This is a genomic window from Bifidobacterium ruminantium DSM 6489 (assembly GCF_000770925.1).
Taxonomy (GTDB): Bacteria; Actinomycetota; Actinomycetes; order Actinomycetales; family Bifidobacteriaceae; genus Bifidobacterium; species Bifidobacterium ruminantium.
The window spans coordinates 1-16,585 of sequence record NZ_JDTK01000005.1; the positions used below are offsets into that span (position 1 = coordinate 1).

General features: G+C 57.0%; 20 protein-coding genes. 11 read left to right on the forward strand and 9 right to left on the reverse strand.

What is annotated here, in order from left to right:
- Positions 1-150 precede the first annotated feature (150 nt).
- Positions 151-492 (forward strand): hypothetical protein, encoded by a 342-nt coding sequence (locus tag OU26_RS03410; RefSeq protein WP_052114535.1) that lies wholly within the window; start codon positions 151-153, stop codon positions 490-492.
- 119 nt (positions 493-611) lie between these two features.
- Positions 612-1,007 (forward strand): hypothetical protein, encoded by a 396-nt coding sequence (locus OU26_RS09625; protein ID WP_051916218.1) that lies wholly within the window; start codon positions 612-614, stop codon positions 1,005-1,007.
- 576 nt (positions 1,008-1,583) lie between these two features.
- Here the strand turns inward: OU26_RS09625 and OU26_RS03420 are convergent.
- Both OU26_RS03420 and OU26_RS03425 read right to left on the reverse strand, forming a co-directional pair.
- Positions 1,584-2,828: a nucleotide sugar dehydrogenase gene (locus OU26_RS03420; RefSeq protein ID WP_026646885.1), complete on the reverse strand. Its 1,245-nt coding sequence runs from the start codon at positions 2,826-2,828 to the stop codon at positions 1,584-1,586.
- A 45-nt stretch (positions 2,829-2,873) separates the two neighbouring features.
- Positions 2,874-5,489: an LTA synthase family protein gene (locus OU26_RS03425; protein WP_237743850.1), complete on the reverse strand. Its 2,616-nt coding sequence runs from the start codon at positions 5,487-5,489 to the stop codon at positions 2,874-2,876.
- Positions 5,490-5,696: 207 nt separating this feature from the next.
- Between OU26_RS03425 and rfbB the strand changes: the two genes are divergently transcribed.
- Entirely contained in the window at positions 5,697-6,722 is a 1,026-nt protein-coding gene (rfbB, locus tag OU26_RS03430) for a dTDP-glucose 4,6-dehydratase (RefSeq protein ID WP_026646887.1), read from the forward strand.
- A gap of 3 nt (positions 6,723-6,725) precedes the next feature.
- On the opposite strand, the gene OU26_RS03435 is transcribed toward rfbB, so the two are convergent.
- The 7 genes from OU26_RS03435 to OU26_RS03465 form a co-directional block, all read right to left on the reverse strand.
- A complete protein-coding gene (locus tag OU26_RS03435) occupies positions 6,726-7,049 on the reverse strand; it encodes a type II toxin-antitoxin system PemK/MazF family toxin (RefSeq protein WP_026646888.1) in 324 nt (107 codons plus the stop codon).
- Positions 7,046-7,606 carry a Panacea domain-containing protein gene (locus OU26_RS03440; protein ID WP_081815666.1) on the reverse strand — a complete coding sequence of 187 codons (561 nt, stop codon included), beginning with the start codon at positions 7,604-7,606 and terminating at the stop codon, positions 7,046-7,048. The genes OU26_RS03435 and OU26_RS03440 overlap by 4 nt, the downstream gene beginning before the upstream one ends.
- A 139-nt stretch (positions 7,607-7,745) precedes the next feature.
- Positions 7,746-8,015: a Txe/YoeB family addiction module toxin gene (locus OU26_RS03445; protein WP_026646889.1), complete on the reverse strand. Its 270-nt coding sequence runs from the start codon at positions 8,013-8,015 to the stop codon at positions 7,746-7,748.
- A 5-nt stretch (positions 8,016-8,020) separates the two neighbouring features.
- On the reverse strand, positions 8,021-8,275 hold the full coding sequence (locus tag OU26_RS03450; RefSeq protein ID WP_026646890.1) for a type II toxin-antitoxin system RelB/DinJ family antitoxin: 255 nt from the start codon (positions 8,273-8,275) through the stop codon (positions 8,021-8,023).
- 170 nt (positions 8,276-8,445) lie between these two features.
- Positions 8,446-8,817 carry a HepT-like ribonuclease domain-containing protein gene (locus tag OU26_RS03455; RefSeq protein ID WP_026646891.1) on the reverse strand — a complete coding sequence of 124 codons (372 nt, stop codon included), beginning with the start codon at positions 8,815-8,817 and terminating at the stop codon, positions 8,446-8,448.
- The gene (locus OU26_RS09630) at positions 8,814-9,404 is read right to left on the reverse strand and encodes a helix-turn-helix domain-containing protein (RefSeq protein ID WP_237743849.1); all 591 of its coding nucleotides are present in this window, start codon (positions 9,402-9,404) and stop codon (positions 8,814-8,816) included. The genes OU26_RS03455 and OU26_RS09630 overlap by 4 nt, the downstream gene beginning before the upstream one ends.
- A gap of 117 nt (positions 9,405-9,521) precedes the next feature.
- The gene (locus tag OU26_RS03465) at positions 9,522-9,848 is read right to left on the reverse strand and encodes a hypothetical protein (protein ID WP_026646893.1); all 327 of its coding nucleotides are present in this window, start codon (positions 9,846-9,848) and stop codon (positions 9,522-9,524) included.
- Between the two features lie 195 nt (positions 9,849-10,043).
- Between OU26_RS03465 and OU26_RS03470 the strand changes: the two genes are divergently transcribed.
- From OU26_RS03470 to rplI, 8 genes are all read left to right on the forward strand, one after another.
- Complete coding sequence (locus OU26_RS03470) at positions 10,044-11,093, forward strand: LacI family DNA-binding transcriptional regulator (RefSeq protein ID WP_026646894.1); 1,050 nt, start codon at positions 10,044-10,046, stop codon at positions 11,091-11,093.
- 234 nt (positions 11,094-11,327) lie between these two features.
- Positions 11,328-12,284, forward strand: coding sequence for a nucleoside hydrolase (locus OU26_RS03475; protein WP_026646895.1), 957 nt, complete (start codon positions 11,328-11,330; stop codon positions 12,282-12,284).
- 64 nt (positions 12,285-12,348) lie between these two features.
- Entirely contained in the window at positions 12,349-13,341 is a 993-nt protein-coding gene (locus OU26_RS03480) for a ribokinase (protein ID WP_026646896.1), read from the forward strand.
- A 105-nt stretch (positions 13,342-13,446) separates the two neighbouring features.
- A complete protein-coding gene (locus tag OU26_RS03485; protein WP_026646897.1) occupies positions 13,447-14,460 on the forward strand; it encodes a ribose-phosphate diphosphokinase in 1,014 nt (337 codons plus the stop codon).
- A gap of 307 nt (positions 14,461-14,767) precedes the next feature.
- Entirely contained in the window at positions 14,768-15,055 is a 288-nt protein-coding gene (rpsF, locus tag OU26_RS03490) for a 30S ribosomal protein S6 (RefSeq protein WP_003810120.1), read from the forward strand.
- A 42-nt stretch (positions 15,056-15,097) separates the two neighbouring features.
- Positions 15,098-15,757: a single-stranded DNA-binding protein gene (locus tag OU26_RS03495; protein ID WP_026646898.1), complete on the forward strand. Its 660-nt coding sequence runs from the start codon at positions 15,098-15,100 to the stop codon at positions 15,755-15,757.
- A 62-nt stretch (positions 15,758-15,819) separates the two neighbouring features.
- Positions 15,820-16,068 (forward strand): 30S ribosomal protein S18, encoded by a 249-nt coding sequence (gene rpsR, locus OU26_RS03500; RefSeq protein ID WP_003810112.1) that lies wholly within the window; start codon positions 15,820-15,822, stop codon positions 16,066-16,068.
- A gap of 19 nt (positions 16,069-16,087) precedes the next feature.
- Positions 16,088-16,534, forward strand: a complete 447-nt coding sequence (gene rplI / locus OU26_RS03505; RefSeq protein WP_026646899.1) for a 50S ribosomal protein L9 — start codon at positions 16,088-16,090, stop codon at positions 16,532-16,534.
- The last annotated feature ends 51 nt before the right edge of the window (positions 16,535-16,585 follow it).

Below are 16,585 nucleotides of genomic sequence, written 5' to 3' on the forward strand. Positions count from 1 at the left end.
CGTGGGCTGGTACGCCGTGTCCGCCAAGTAGTTCCGGCCGCGCTCCTTTCCGTTGGGGCGGGCTCGTCTTTCGGGGCGGGTCCGCCCCTTCCTGTTCCGTGGCGGCGTGCCCGTGTCGTGGAGGGGTATGCTTGGAGGGGGACCTCGAGTGTGGCGGCGGTGCTCGCGCTGGTTCCGTTGTCGTGCGTGCCGGTTCCGGTCTGGGCGTCGTCGGGCTCGTCGGTGTCGATGTATCGTTTGTATGACCATTACACGGGTGAGCATTTCTATACGTCGGATGTGTCGGAGCGTGATCATCTCGTTTCCGTGGGCTGGTCGTACGAGGGTGTTGGCTGGCGTTCGGGCGGTTCCGTTCCGGTGTACCGCCAGTACAATCCGTACGCGAGGACGGGCACGCATAACTATACGGCGGACGGGTCGGAGAACGATCGTCTGGTCTCCGTGGGCTGGCGTGCCGAGGGCGTGGGCTGGTACGCCGTGTCCGCCAAGTAGTTCCGGCCGCGCTCCTTTCCGTTGGGGCGGGCTCGTCTTTCGGGGCGGGTCCGCCCCTTCCTGTTCCGTGGCGGCGTGCCCGTGTCGTGGAGGGGTATGCTTGGAGGGGGACCTCGAGTGTGGCGGCGGTGCTCGCGCTGGTTCCGTTGTCGTGCGTGCCGGTTCCGGTCTGGGCGTCGTCGGGCTCGTCGGTGTCGATGTATCGTTTGTATGACCATTACACGGGTGAGCATTTCTATACGTCGGATGTGTCGGAGCGTGATCATCTCGTTTCCGTGGGCTGGTCGTACGAGGGTGTTGGCTGGCGTTCGGGCGGTTCCGTTCCGGTGTACCGCCAGTACAATCCGTACGCGAGGACGGGCACGCATAACTATACGGCGGACGGGTCGGAGAACGATCGTCTGATCTCCGTGGGCAGTGGCACGCCTGTGGCGCCTTCCTCTCCTGTGTTGGGTTCGTATCTGCGTGATGAGTTGGCGCTCGACGGGGCCGACGGCAACTTGCAGATTGACTGATTTGATCCGTCGAGGGCGCGTGTGACTTATTTGTGGGAGGGTATGCCTCCGTGGCTGTTGCATCAGACGTCCAGTAGGCGTGTGTCTGGTGGTTGGGATATTTCGGATCGGTTGGCGACCTACCAGTTCCGCACGGACAACAATAAAGCCGCATTGCAGGAGTTGGACCACTATGCGAAGTCTGCAAGACGGCTTAGCCACAGTTAATGGCAGACAGCCAGTGGATTTCGATGTGAACAACACCGGTCCATATACTATCAATCGGGGCGATTCGTTCGGTATATGGTGTAACTGGGGTGAATCATACATGACTGAGACGAAGAGTGGCTGGTCGGCCACCTTCATTAAACGTGGCTGGTCTCGCACATACGTTCAAATATCCAAGTACGTCTCAATCCAGCTCCTTCTGATTTCGATGCACAGGATTCTTGCTATTTGTTCCAATGATGGGAATCAAACATCGTTACGCTTGACAGTGCTATTTTCATTGGAACAGAAGGAGTGAATTTTCAGTAGCCACCCAAAATCGGGTCACGATTGCTGTTTTTGATCAAACGGCATCGCTTTAGGGGGTGTTCAGTCTCTGCAGAATAAATCGCGTGTGTAGACTTTGCCTCCAACATTTGCGAGATTGTTATCCCAGCGATTTGCCACGATGATTGACGTGCGCGCCTTGAATTCGCTGAGATCGTGGGTGACCTCGCTGCCCTGGAAGTCGAGCTTGTCCAGTGTGGGCTCGTAGATGAGCACGGGGATGCCATTGGCTTTGAACTGCCTCATCACGTCCTGGATGGCGGACTGACGGAAATTGTCGGAGCCAGATTTCATGGTCAGTCGATAAATGCCGATGACCGGATTCTGCACGTCCTTGATGCGTTCCATCACCTCGGAGGCAACGAATTCCTTGCGGGTGCGGTTCGCATCCACAATGGCCTCGATGAGGTTCTGCGGCACCTGATTGTAGTTGGCAAGCAGCTGCTTGGTATCCTTCGGCAAACAGTATCCACCATAGCCAAAGCTGGGGTTGTTGTATCCGTCGCCGATGCGCGGATCAAAGCATACGCCGTCGATAATCTCCCGGGTGTTCAGTCCTCGGCTTTCCGCATAGGTGTCAAGTTCATTGAAATACGCCACGCGGAGAGCCAGATAGGTATTGGCAAACAATTTGATGGCCTCCGCTTCGGTGGTGCCAACCACCAGAGTAGGGATGCCGGTGCTGCCATCATGATTGATACGGGACGCCTCGCTTGGATCGGCGCCTTCGGCGAGTAAAGATGCAAACTGGTGCGCGGCTTCAACGGATTCGGCATCATTTTGCGGAGCTCCGACAACAATGCGGCTTGGATGCAGATTGTCATACAGAGCATGGCCTTCGCGCAGGAATTCGGGAGAGAACAGAATGTAGTCGTCATCTAAATTCTCACGAAGCTGCTGCGTATAGCCAACTGGAATGGTGGACTTGATCACAATCCAGGCATGCGGCGAGTACTGGCGTACCGCGACAATCGCAGCTTCAACGCTGGAGGTATCGAAATAATTCTTCTTCTCGTCGTAATTTGTCGGTGTCGCAATCACTGCGAAATCGACATCCGTATATGCTTCCTGCGCGTCGATGGTGGCATGGAAATCGAGCGGCCGCTCACCGGAGGCGTTCTTCTCCAGAAAATCGGTGATTACCGGATCGACAATCGGACTTTTGCCACTGTTCAGCAGCTCGACCTTCTCAGGAACGATGTCAAGGGCGTGAACCTCGTTATGCTGGGAAAGCAGCAATGCGACGGACAATCCAACGTAACCGGTTCCTGCGACCGCGATCCTCATAATGCTTCTCCTGCTAGATATGTTGCGCATCCATTATGGAAAATACTACTTACTGGGAACTTGAGTGAATTTTGTATTTTGCAAATATCCTTTGCCTGACGTTTGATCGTACTGAACAAGCTCGTAGTCCTTAAGCAACTGTTTCGCTGTTTTCGATAGTTTTTGCTTTTCGATTTCGTCGCCATTCGAATCGAGATAAGTTGCGTTACCTTTACTACGTCCGCCTTTTTGAACGACAATTCGGCTGATGGCGGGTACGTTTTCGCGCAATTTAGTGAGTAAGGCCAAGTATGGCGACACCTTTGCATTCATATGCTCCGCAGCCATCGCCATGAAGTAATTGGATGATGTGTAGGATGTTGCGTGGTCAATTTTAATGCCTCTTGACTTTGAAGCGTTATTGGACCATATGAAGTAATCCGTCTCATGCAAGGTGAGCGCGTTATTCTTGTCCTTACTTGCATTGTCGTAGATTCCCGGAAGATGGTCTCCGTAGAAAATAACAGTGACAGGTTTATCCAACTTGTTGAGGGATTCCAGAAAAGCCAGCGTGGACTTGTCAGTGTAATTGACGCCTTTTGCATATGTGTCAATCGAATATCGATCCCAGTAGCCTAGATTCTCTGAAACGTCTGCATCCTTAAATTCGTTATTGTCATACCAATCGTTGTAGGGAAGATGATTTTGCATAGTGACAAGTTGAAGGAATTGTGGATTGCCATTATTTGTTGTGTCTTGCTTATTCAAAAGGTCAAGAATGCACTGATAGGTAGAAGCATCGTCGACATCTGGTGATTTGTCGATATGATGCTGATGCCATATTGGTTTCTTGCTATCAAGAGTATAGAAATATGAGAATTTGAACTTATTGTAATTCGTATTTCTCAGGTACATGCTGCTGTAATACGGATGAACAGCGGTGGATCCATTTGATCCATACTTTTGGTTCCAGATTTGATTGAACGAATAAGGACTTTTCTGTGTGGGGACAAGCTGCTGATAAGGAACCGTCAAAGAGCTGTTGAAGTTGGCGAGATTCAGACCCGTAAGGGCTTGGTACTCAATATTGGCGGTACCGCCACCGTAGCCTGGAGACAACATCAGACCTGAAGTGGTTGTATTTTTAAGGCTCCTGATATAGGGCATTGGATCGATGTCGTATGCGATGCCTGGAACACGTGTCGGATCTGAAAGAGATTCGGACAAAATCATGACAACATTGTTGTCGGTAAGGTTATTCGCCCTGTTTTTGTTAATGAGCACAGTTTCTTTGTTATAGCGTTGTGCCAGCTTCTGCATGGTTTCTTTGCTGTAGCCATTTGGCTCATCCATTGCTTTGACATGGGTGAGATTGAGGAAGGAGATTGCAGGGCCATTGGCTTGGGCGTCGTCGGTTGGGTTCCAAAGCTCTGCTTTGTATCCCATATCCCTAATCCACTTATATGACCATGAATTAGGTGTGCTGAGATTCCAAGTAAATGAGAAGAAGATCGCAACACTCAATACAGCTGCGATGATGCGTGTTAGATTGCCGAGGATATTCTTGATTGACGTGAACGGATGCGTCCAAGAACAGTAAATGAATTTCCTTCTTCCGTCTAGAACAAAACAGATGAAACATACGACTAAGAACCAAAGAAGGGTTGTAACAGCAGAGCTAATGAATGCTTCGCTGTCTTTAGGAATGAAAGAAACGATATTTCCGGTATCTCCTCCGGAGAGGAAAGATAAATCGGCTGGGATTATCGGTTCGCCGCGAAGCTGAACTTTAAGCATATTGGCTACGGCATAGATGGACATCACAGAGCCGAATGTCGCAGTTGCAATCCAGAATCTATTGCATATGCAAATCAGAGCCAGATAGATTAAAGCGAGGGCAACGAAATTAATCAGGAATAGATATTTCTGTTCCAGCCACATTTGACTTACGAATTTGGTAAGTTGACCTGCAACACTATTTAGAATTTTTGTTGCTTGGCTGACATGTGTGCCTTTAGCATAGTGTGGCTTGCTATACATGCCCCATTGGATGAATAATACTTCGAAGGAAGTGAGCAGGAAGAATATCGCGGTATAGAACGCATAGGAGAACTTCATGCGTTTCTTCCACAAGGCCTGCGCACCCCGGAAGAACTTGATGATGAGCTGGATGGCTTTGAAACTCGTGAAGGTATGCCATGCGTTACGTACCGTGGTTGCAGCGGCGCATGCGGTGCATGCAGTGGTGCGGGTCGCGCTGGCAATAGCGTAACCCGTTCGTTTTAAGCTATGCCCGGCAGTCGTCAGGGCCGTCCGAACCGTTTGAAGAGTGCGCGGCATTGCCTGTAATGCGTGATTGCCATTAACTTGCGCCTCTGCAGCAAAAGAGGAAATATGCTGCTCGTCCGTAATCGCAAGAATATCCGTATCACATGGTGCGACGGACGTTTCCGTTTCCGGTATGTAGATGCTTCGGTGCGCGGGTTCCGCATGAAGAGGGGCTTTATGCGTGTACAGTTCCGCGCGGTGGCGCACATCGAAACAAGAGGGGGTGTCTATCATGCTCTCGTCAGCCAGTATCCGGTAAGTTCCGCCTATAAACGATTGTTTGGAATGCCTGACGTATGAAGGCTCGAAGGCATGAACGGCAGACTGGATATAAGGCATCGTCGCTTCCTTCACGGCAAATAACCCCTTGTGTAAACGGGGGTTTATGAGCATGTAAAACCGAGCTATATATTAGCCAGTGTGTCTGGACGAGTAGGTGTCTTGACGGTATCTGGAAAATGTCTGAAGGGTAAACATGATGAAGTCGGTGTCGGAATGGGGGGTAGAGCCGGAGATGCGTGATTGCGTGGTGATGGAAGGTATGCTGGAGCGGTGAGCAGCATGAGAGAGAATGATGGTTTCAGGCCGAAGCATATTCTGGTGACCGGCGGATGTGGGTTCATCGGCGCCAATTTCGTTCGGTACGTGGCGCGCAATCATCCGGACGTGCACGTCACCGTACTGGACAAGCTGACGTATGCGGGCAATCCGGAGAACATCGCGGGACTGCCGCAATCGCAAGTCGAACTGGTGGTGGGGGATATCTGCGACACCGCGCTGCTCAACCGTCTGGTGCCGGAATGCGACGCCATTGTGCACTTCGCCGCGGAATCGCACAATGACAATTCCATCGCCGATCCGGAGCCATTCATCGCCACCAACGTGGAAGGCACAATGCGGCTGCTGGAGGCGGCGCGCGCATATGACGTGCGGTTCCACCACATCAGCACCGACGAAGTGTACGGCGACCTCGCGTTGGATGATCCGGAGCGCTTCACCGAACGTTCGCCATACCGTCCGTCCAGTCCGTACAGTGCGTCGAAAGCCGCGTCCGACCATCTGGTGCGCGCATGGGTGCGCACATACGGTCTGCGGGCCACCATTTCCAACTGTTCCAACAATTACGGCCCGTACCAGCATGTGGAGAAGTTCATTCCACGGCAGATCACGTCCATTCTGGAAGGCATGCGGCCGAAACTGTACGGCACCGGCGCGAACGTGCGCGACTGGATTCACGTGGATGACCATTCGTCGGCCGTATGGGAGATTCTGACGCGCGGTAGCATTGGCGAGACGTATCTGATTGGCGCCGATGGCGAGCGAAGCAATATCGATGTTTTGCGCATGATATTGCGGTTGATGGGGCAGCCGGAGGATGCATTCGACTGGGTGTGCGACCGACCTGGCCACGACCGCAGGTACGCCATCGACCCGACCAAGCTGCGTACTGAATTGGGATGGCGGCCGGCGCATACGGATTTCGAACGCGGCATGCAGGGCGTGATCGATTGGTATACGAACCACCGCGACTGGTGGGAGCCGGCCAAGGTGGTCACCGAAGCCCGCTACCGCGCGCAAGACCAATGAGCGTCAGTGGAATTGGTATTTCATCTGCAGCTCAATGCGATCATAGGGAGAAAGCTCACCGACGTATTCGCCAAGTGCACTCAACGGAATCTTGAGTAATCTCCGATATCGAACCGCGGATGCTCGGTTGAGTCCGGCTTCTTCCCAATTATGAATAAGCAAGAAGTCCGGGAAATTGGTCTTGCCGACTTGCGACGTCACATAAATCACCACGCAACCGTCTTCGGTGATTTCCTTGATTACGACAGGTCGGTATTTCCCGTTTGTCGGATCCTCTCGAAAAGGGAACCAGACCCTCCAAATTTGCCATGGACGTACATCGGTCAATCTTCTTCCCATCCTTCGGGAAGGAACGGATGGCCGGATGCATCGAGCTTGGCAATCGTCACCTGATTGTCGGGCGTCGGATCCTTATCGATATGCAATGGCGAGCGCTTCACCCATTCATCGATGAGTTCGCAGGGGATTTCGTTGTTTTGGTTGGGTTGATACACTTTCGACCATGGGGTGTCTGGCTTGTGTGTCATACGCATCAGGCCTGTTGCCGAATAGTCTCGCGCATAAGTGCGGTATACGTCGCATAGGAGTTCCAGCACTTCGGGCTGGACGGTTTGCCAGTCGAATGGTTGGGCGACTTTGGTGATGGAATCTCGTTGGTATCCTTTGAATGTTCGGTAGACGTCTTTTACGACAGGACCGTATTTCCAAGCTTCTAGGGGTGTGTCGAAGAGTGGTTTGCCGAAGCGTTGCAGGCTTGCCGCTTGCGCGAAAAACAGCAGTTTGTTGAGTTTCATGTTGGTGATGCCGTCATCTTCTTCCGGATCGCCTTCGTTGGCGGTCGAGATGAAGAAGTCCGCTACGTCCATAACGTTCATTAAGGCCATGGTTCACCTTTCTGCGTAGTGGCTTGCAATGCATAAAAGCATTTCGATATAAAACATTTCAGCATACTTCGCTACGGGTTTCAAGGCAAATTCGTTATTGGTGTAAAGCTGAATAGGGGGCGGGACTTCGTCTGGAACGTCAGGTGCTGCCGTAGTGGGTGCGGCATGCGATGATTTCAAGCGTCTGGTCCTGGCTGACTCGGTAGACAAGACGGTTTTTCTGATCGATGCGACGTGACCAGAATCCCTGAAACTCCCACTTCAACGGTTCCGGCATGCCGATGCCTTGGCCGACGCCGTTACGTTCGATGTCTTTGATGAGCTGATTGATGCGCTTCAATGTTTTCTTGTCCTGAGACTGCCGGTACAGATAATCGTTCCAGGCGTCATCGGTGAAGGTTTTGAGCATTGGCGTCAGTCCTCGATGAGTTCATGAGGATGAGCGTCTTTGGAGTCGAGCTGTGCGACGCTATGGCGCAGATGATCCAAATTCTGCGCCGAATAAAAGGGGTCGGCGGTGACCTCGAATGGGATGCGGCGCTCTCGGACCATGGTTTTTGCGAACATGGCGAATGCGGCGCTCATGCTGATTCCCAGTTCCTTGCACAGCGCCTTCATGGCCTGCTGTGTTTCGCTGTCCAAACGCACGTTGACTATTGCGCTGCCCATGAGTACGCTCCTTTTGTTGATTTCGCAAAAACTATATATTGTATAGATATTCACTATACAATGGATAGTGTTTTATGTCGAGCGTTTTATCTGTCGGCAGGTACTGACGGTGAATGATGGCGGGGTGGTGGCCGAAGCGTCGTCGTGCGCAAGGCCAGTGAGTGTCGGCGTCAGTCTTCGATGGAATCGACGTAGGGGCGTAGCCTGGCGAGGAGCGCTTCGGCGTCGGACGTGGCCGAAGCGTACAGGGCGAAGGCGTCGATGCCGTCGTATTCGTGCACGATGACGTTGCGCAAGGCGCGCAGCTCGTTCCATGGAAGCTGCGGAACCGTTTCACGGAAGTCGTCGGAAAGCCGTCGCGCGGATTCCTGGGCCTGCACCATATCCATCGCCACGGAATTGAATCGCATGTAATCGGATTCAAGCTTTTCGGCCGAGCCGGCGGCCGAAGCGTCGTCGTGTGCCCGTTGCAGATGCTCGACGAGGCGGATGAGGTTGGTTTCGTCGCGGAACCGCTGGTCGGTATGTCTGCGCGTCATCATGCCACCCTGATCATATCCGGCTGGATGTGCTGATAGAAGCGTCGGCTCGCCCGGCTGCGTTGCGCGTTATGCTGCAGCGAATCCAGCGAAGTGAGCGATACTTCCCGTCTGAAGGCGTCTTCCAATTCGCGTTGTAGCGACTCTCGACGCATCATGTTGAGGCGGCTGCCCGCTGCGGACCGATAAAGCAGATCGATATCCGAATCGGCATCGGCTTCGCCCCGCGCCGTAGAACCGTATACGTATACCTCGCTGAGACCGTATTTTCGTGCGATTTTGCCGATGATGAAACGTATGGTGGCGATTTCCACTGTGCTGCTGCGCGCGTTGCCGTTGCTTGTTTCGACGGACATGTTGCCATTGCTGCCTTTGCTGCCATTGCCGGAGGGGTCTCCGGTGCCACCGGAGCCGCTGGCTGACAGCGAGCGCAACGCGTCGTCGTATCGTTGCAGGAAATCCTGTGTCGGATTGCCGCCTCGTTCCGCGCGTGAAAGAGCCGATTGCGTGGTGCCCATCGTTGCCGCCACCTGGTCTTGGCTCAGTTTGAGTTGGAGCCGTTGTTGCTTCAGTTCCTCGATCATGCTCATGCGTTTAGTATAGCGTAAATGCTATATGTGCGTTTTGTTGCATGTGATTGTTGCGTGATTGTCGTGGGCTGGGCGGGGTGTGCTGTGCTGGGTGACGGCGCTTGTTATTTGTCTGCCTCAGTATTTGTCTGCGCATGGCTGCACGGTGTCATCCCCCTTGTGGCCTCCGCTGCTGGCGCTGCGTTGGCGATTGTGCTGATGGTCGCGGCAGTGGTTGCGGCGTCGGTTCTGCGAGCGTTCGAGGTCGCGGTCGAAGAGCGTTCTGTCGGCGGGGCTTACGGTGAGGGTTTCGTTGCTGGAGTCGGATTGTTCGTCTGTTGGTTGTGCCATTTCTCGGGTGTTGCCGTTCATGGTGATTGCCATTGCCGCCAGTGCAATCGTTGCGATGGCGGCGGTGGCGGTGGCTGCGATCGCTGCAGTCGCCCGAACCTGACGCTTCTTCATGGGGTCCTTCCGCTCTTCTCCGCTTCGCGCCGATGCGCCCTGCGGCCCTCTCAACATACCGTGTGAAACGGAATTCCGTCGGAAAAAGGTCGATGGTTTTTGGCTTTGAGGACATTTTTACCGGAGATTTCGCTGCGCGCGTCTTGGGAAAGCAACGTTTTATGCTGATAGGGGAAACGTTTTAAGGGGGTTCTGATGGCACGGAGGGCAACACTGAAGGATGTGGCGGCCGCTGCGGGGGTGTCCATGACCACGGTGTCGCTGGTGCTCAACGACCGCCCGGCACGCGTGTCCACTGAAAAGCGCGAGGCGATCGCGCAGGCCGTGAAGCAGCTCAACTATGTGCCCAACCAGAATGCGCGCAGCCTGGTCACCAAGCAATCCAAGCTGGTGGCGCTCATCGTGCCCGATGTCGAGAACCTGTTCTTCGCGGCGTTGGCCAAATGCGTCGAGGACGAATGCGCCACGCAGGGGTATTCGCTGATCGTGGCCAATTCCGACGATTCGCGCGTCACCGAGCATGATCTGCTACGGCGGCTCTCTTCCCGTGGGGTGGATGGTATCCTGCTGATTCCTGCGCGTGAGTCCTGCTCCGATGGTGTCGGCGCCGACCTGCGCGCGGACGTGGAGCGCATCACCTGCCCGGTGGTGCTGATTGATCGTCTGGCGCGGTGCGGTTGGTGTGATGCGGTCGGTTTCGACAATTATCTTGGCGGGCGATTGGCGGCGCAGTACCTGCTGGAAGGCGGGCATAAGCGCATCGGCATCGTGACCGGCGATGTGGCGGAGTCGAGCGCGGCAGACCGTCGTCGTGGTTTCGCGGACGCGCTCGAACAGGCGGGGGAGCGGCTCGACCCAGCCCTGTGCGTCGCTGGCGACTATCGTTTCGCCAGCGGTTACCGCGCGGCCGACCGGATCATCGACGGCGGTGCCACCGCGGTGTTCTGCTGCAACGACGTGATGGCGCTCGGCTTCCGCCAGCGCATGGCGGAGCGTGGGCTGCACGTCACCGAGGACATGCAGGTGATCGGATACGACAATATTCTGAAGCGATTCGGCCTGGGCTGGCGTATGACCACCGTCGAGCAGAGCGTGGGCGATCTCGCCGCGGCCTGCTGGGGCATGCTGGGCGGGCGGATTGATGGCGTGGTCAATGGGGGTGGAGCCGACGCGGGACGGCCGTGGCTTGCCGAACCGCAGGGGAAGGTGTTGACGCCAAAACTGGTGCAGGCGGCCTGCGCGTAAGTGTTTATAAGCGTTTACGGGTATTCGCGGATGTTTTGACGGTTGGTGGCTTCGCTGAGCCGGGGGTATACGACACGCGAGGATTGGTCTGGTTTGTGTTTTTGGTAAAGCGTTTTATCATGGATGATGTCAGCGAAATCGAGAACGTGCTCGAATTCGCGAAAAACAACCGACGATAATGGGCCGTGTGGTGGCGGACCCCCGTCGGATCCGTCAACGAGGAAAGGCGCAACCATGAAGAAGCTCATTCTGGATCTCGATACCGGCGTCGATGACGCGCTGGCCATCTCCTACGCGCTGGGCAGCCCCGAAGTCGAACTCATCGGCATCACCGGAACCTACGGCAACGTGCTCGTGGAGCAGGGCGTGCGCAACGCCCTCGCCGTCACCGACCTGCTCGGCCATCCGGAAGTCAAGGTCTACCAAGGCCTGCCGCACTCCAGCACCACCGACCACTTCGAAGTGCTGCCCATCTCCGCGTTCATCCACGGCAAGAACGGCATCGGCGACGTCGACATCCCCGACTCCAACCGGTCCGTGGAAACCGAATCGGCCGTCGACTTCATCATCGACGCCATCAAAACCTACGGCAAGAACCTCATCTACGTGCCGACCGGCCCGATGACCAACATCGAGGCGGCCCTCAAGAAAGCGCCGGAAATCAAGGACGAAATCGGCTGCATCGTGCTCATGGGCGGTGCGCTGACCGTACCAGGCAACTGCAATGCCTGCATGGAAGCCAACATCTCCCAGGACCCGGAAGCGGCCGACTACCTGTTCCGCTCCGGTGCGCCGACCACCATGGTCGGCCTCGACGTGACCCTGCAGACCCTGCTCACCTACAAGGAAACCCAGCGGTGGCGCGACCTGGGCACCAAGGCGGGCACGTTCCTCGCCGACATGACCGACTTCTACATCAAGGCGTACGAGACCACCGCGCCGCACCTGGGCGGCTGCGGCCTGCACGACCCGCTCGCCGTTGGCGTGGCCGTCGACCCGACGCTCGTCACCACGCTCGACATCAACATGAAGGTCGACGTGGAAGGCCCGACCCGCGGCCGCACCATCGGCGACGAAACCCGACTCAACGACCCGGTCAAAACCATGAAGGTGGCCGTCGGCGTCGACGTGCCGCGATTCCTCAACGAATTCATGACCCGCATTTCCGGCCTCGCCGCCAACGCCGGGTGACCGACTGAGTGGCCGGCCAAGTGACCGACGGCAATCGCAATAATCGCAAGAAAGGAAAGCAATCATGAGCGCAACCGAAATCCTTTCCGCGCTGGACCGCATCCACGGCACCGTGTCCGTGATCGGTTCCATGAATGCGGACTACACCGTGACCGCACAGCGCCTGCCGGGACCGGGGGAGACCATCACCGGAGGTCCGCTGCAGCTGCTGCCGGGCGGAAAATCCGGCAACCAGGCCGCCGCGGCCGCCCGTATCGGCGCCACCGTGCAGATGTTCGGCGCGGTCGGATCGGACCGCAACGCCGACTTCCTGCTCGGAGCGCTCGGCGAGGCAGGCGTCAATACAACGCACGTGCGCCGCGTGCTCGGTCCGTCCGGCACTACCGTCATCACCGTGGATGCGCAAGGCGAGAACACCATCGTGTACTCGCCCGGATCCAATGCGCAGGTGACCGTGGACTACGTGGAATCCGTGCGCGACGCGCTCACCCGCTCTTCGGTGCTGGGCCTGTGCCTGGAAAGCCCGATTGAAACCGTCACCGCAGCTGCGCGCATGTGCCACGAGGCGGGCGTGAAGGTACTGCTCAACGACTCGCCGTTCACCCCCTCCCTGCCGGTGGAGCTGGTCGAGGCCTCCGACATCCTGCTCGTCAACGAGCATGAGATGGCGCAGCTGCTCGGCATCGCGGAACCGGAGGATGATGATGGGGACGCGTTCGACTGGCGTCACGCGTTCGATGAGTTGCGCGGATTCGGGTTTGAACAGGCGATTGTGACGCTCGGCGGCGACGGCTCCGTAGTGCTTGATGGCACGGCGGACGATCCGGAGCATCGCATCCAGCGCATCGCTCCGGTGCGGGTCAAGGCAGTAGACACCACCGGTTGCGGCGATTCGTTCATGGGTACCGTGCTGGCCGGCCTGGCCTCCGGCATGACGTTGTCGCAGTCCGCGGAACTCGCCTCGTATGTGTCGGCCTACGCGGCCACCGGATATGGAGCGCAGGCATCCTACGGCACCGCGGCGCAGATTCGTGAGGCCTTCGCCGACGCCGAGTAGACGGAACGGGGAGGCGCTTCCGCAGAAGACGCGTGGCGTGGGCACCCACATTGTTATATTGGAGTTTGGCTTAATTTCACGCACCGAACAATTGGGAAGGCAAGCATGTCGGCGATTCTCGAAGGCACTCCGGATAAGAAACTGGCTTTGGTGACGGGACGCGCATACCCCGAGCAAGCCGAGGAAACCGCGAAATATTTGGGAACCGACGTGCTGGAGACCACGGCATACGACTTCGCCAACGGTGAGATGTACGTGCGTTACACCGAACCGGTGCGAGGCGCGGACGCCTTCGTGATGCAGGCCCACACCGAGCCGATCAACAAGTGGATCATGGAGCAGCTCATCATGGTGGACGCCATGAAGCGCGCCTCCGCCCGCTCCATCACCGTGGTCGCGCCGTTCCTTGGCTACTCGCGTCAGGACAAGAAGCATCAGGGCCGCGAACCCATCACCGCGCGTTTGATGTTCGACCTGTTCCGCTCCGCCGGCGCCGACCGCATCATGACGGTCGACCTGCACGCAGCCCAGGAGCAAGGCTTCTTCGACGGCCCGGTCGACCATCTGACCGCCATGCCGATTCTGCTCGACTACGTGCGCAACAGCATGCCGTTGGAGAACACCACCATCGTGTCCCCGGACGCCGGCCGCATCAAGGTGTCCGAGCAGTGGGCCGCGAAGCTTGGCGGACTGCCGCTCGCCTTCATCCACAAGACCCGCGACACCACCCGTCCGAACCATGCCGAGGCGCATGGCATCATCGGCGACGTGAAGGGACGCGACTGCGTGGTCGTGGACGACATGATCGACACCGCCGGCACCATCTGCGAGGCCGTGCGCACGCTGAACAATGCCGGAGCGAAGTCCGTGACGCTTGTCGCCACCCATGGCCTGCTGTCCGGTCCGGCCGTGGAGCGCCTGCGCGACTGCGGCGCCCGCGAAATCGTGCTCACCGACACCGTGCCGGTACCCGAAGAGAAGCGCCTGCCGAACATGACCGTCCTGTCCGTGGCTCCGCTGCTGGCGGCTGGCATCCGTTCCGTGTTCGAATCCGGTTCCGTTTCGACGCTGCTCAACGGCCTGCCCGAGGACATGCGTCCGCGCAATATCTACGCCTGATTTCCGATTTCGTAAATTCCCGTACGATTTCGTACGATTCACTATCGGATTTGCGCCGGCTTCGCGAGCGTCTCGCGCCGGCTGCCGACTAAGCCCCGCCGAACAGCGGGGCTTTTTCATATACGTTTTCGCACGGTTTCGCTACCGGCCCATCCCTACGGATACGTCGCGGCGTCGGGTTAACCTGTACAAGTTGCCATCAGCCGTATTCATATATCCGTCATGGCTATATCGATGCCTGAAGGCAGCTCGCATACACACTCCTGCCATGGAAGGTCCATGGCCGATAGTCCGAAGGAGGTGGGTGATGTCTGCGCATAAGTACGAACTGATGTTCATTGCTGATCCTGAGCTGGATGAGCGCGGTCTGAAGAAGCTGACCGAGCAGTATCTGGAAACTGTCACCAAGGAAGGCGGTGCCGTCGAGAACATCGACATCTGGGGCCGTCGCAAGCTTGCCTACGAAATCGCCGGCAAGACCGAAGGTAACTACGTCGTGGTCAACTACTCCGCTGAGCCGGCCACCAGCGACGAACTCGATCGTCTGCTGAACCTGAACGAATCCGTCATCCGTACGAAGATTCTTCGCAAGTAAGTAATCCAAGCTTTCTAAGCTGCAAAGTAAGTAGGTAACGACATGGCAGGTGAAACTGTAATCACCGTGGTGGGCAACCTCACGGCCGATCCGGAAATTCGTACCATTGGCAGCGGCGCCGCCGTCGCCAGCTTTACGATCGCCTCCACTCCGCGCACCTGGAACCGTAACTCGAACCAGTTCGAAGACGGTCAGGCCCTGTTCCTGCGCTGCTCCGCGTGGCGCGACATGGCCGAACATTGCGCGCAGAGTCTGTCCAAGGGCATGCGCGTCATCGCGCAAGGCCGTCTGCAGCAGCGTTCCTACCAGGCGCAGGACGGTTCCCAGCGAACCGTCATCGAGATGCAGGTCGACGAAATCGGCCCGTCCCTGCGCTACGCGACCGCCCAGGTGACCCGTCAAAGCTCGTCCGGCAACGGAGGCTTCAGCGGCAATCGCGGCGGCTACAACAACGCCAACAACAACGGCGGTTTCGGCGGCAACAACGGCGGATATCAGGGCGGCTCCAGCTATGCTGGCGGCGCCGGATATCAGGGTGGAGCCTCCGCTCCGGTCAACGCCGCTCCCGCACAGTCCGCTCCGGCTTCGGATCCGTGGGGCAGCTCGGATAATTCCGGCTCGTCCTTTGGTTCCTTCGGCGCGTCCCAGTCCTTCGGAGGTTCCTCCGAATTCGGCGGGGACAGCGACGAACCGGAATTCTGACCGGATCGACGAACCAAGCAGCTTAAGCACAGCAATTTCCAGATTTTAAGGAGAACATCAAGATGTCACGCAAGAGGCCGCAGCCGCCGGTCAAGCCGTTTAAGAAGAAGCCGAACCCGCTGAAGGCGGCGAAGGTCACCGAGATCGATTACAAGGACGTCGCCCTGCTGCGCAAGTTCATCTCCGATCGCGGCAAGATCCGTTCCCGTCGTATCACCGGCGTCACCGTGCAGGAGCAGCGCGAGATCTCCAAGGCTATCAAGAACGCCCGCGAGATGGCCCTGCTGCCGTACGCCACTTCCGGCCGCTGATCTTAGAGAGGTTTGAACAATGGCTGAAACTAAGGTTATTCTCACCAAGTCCGTCAACCACCTGGGCCACCCGGGTGACGTCGTGGCCGTCAAGTCCGGCTACGCCCGCAACTACCTGTTCCCGCAGGGCCTGGCCTTCGCTTGGTCCAAGGGTGCTGCCGCCCAGATTGAGTCCATGAAGCGCGCTCGTCTGGCCAAGGCCGTCGCCACCCGCGAGGAGGCTGTTGCCGCCAAGGGAATCATCGAGGGCACCACCGTCGAAATCGCCGCCAAGGTCTCCGAGTCCGGCAAGCTGTTCGGCAGCATCTCCGCCGAGAAGATCGCTATCGCGCTCTCCTCCAAGGTTGAGGTCAACCCGAAGAACATCACCGTCGAGCCGATCAAGACCACCGGTGACTTCCCAGCGACCGTCGCTCTGCACCCGGAAATCTCCGCCAACTTCTTCGTGAAGGTTGTCGCTGAGTGATTTCACCCCCATTCGCCGTTGGAACCCATTCCGGGCCGACGGCGAATGACT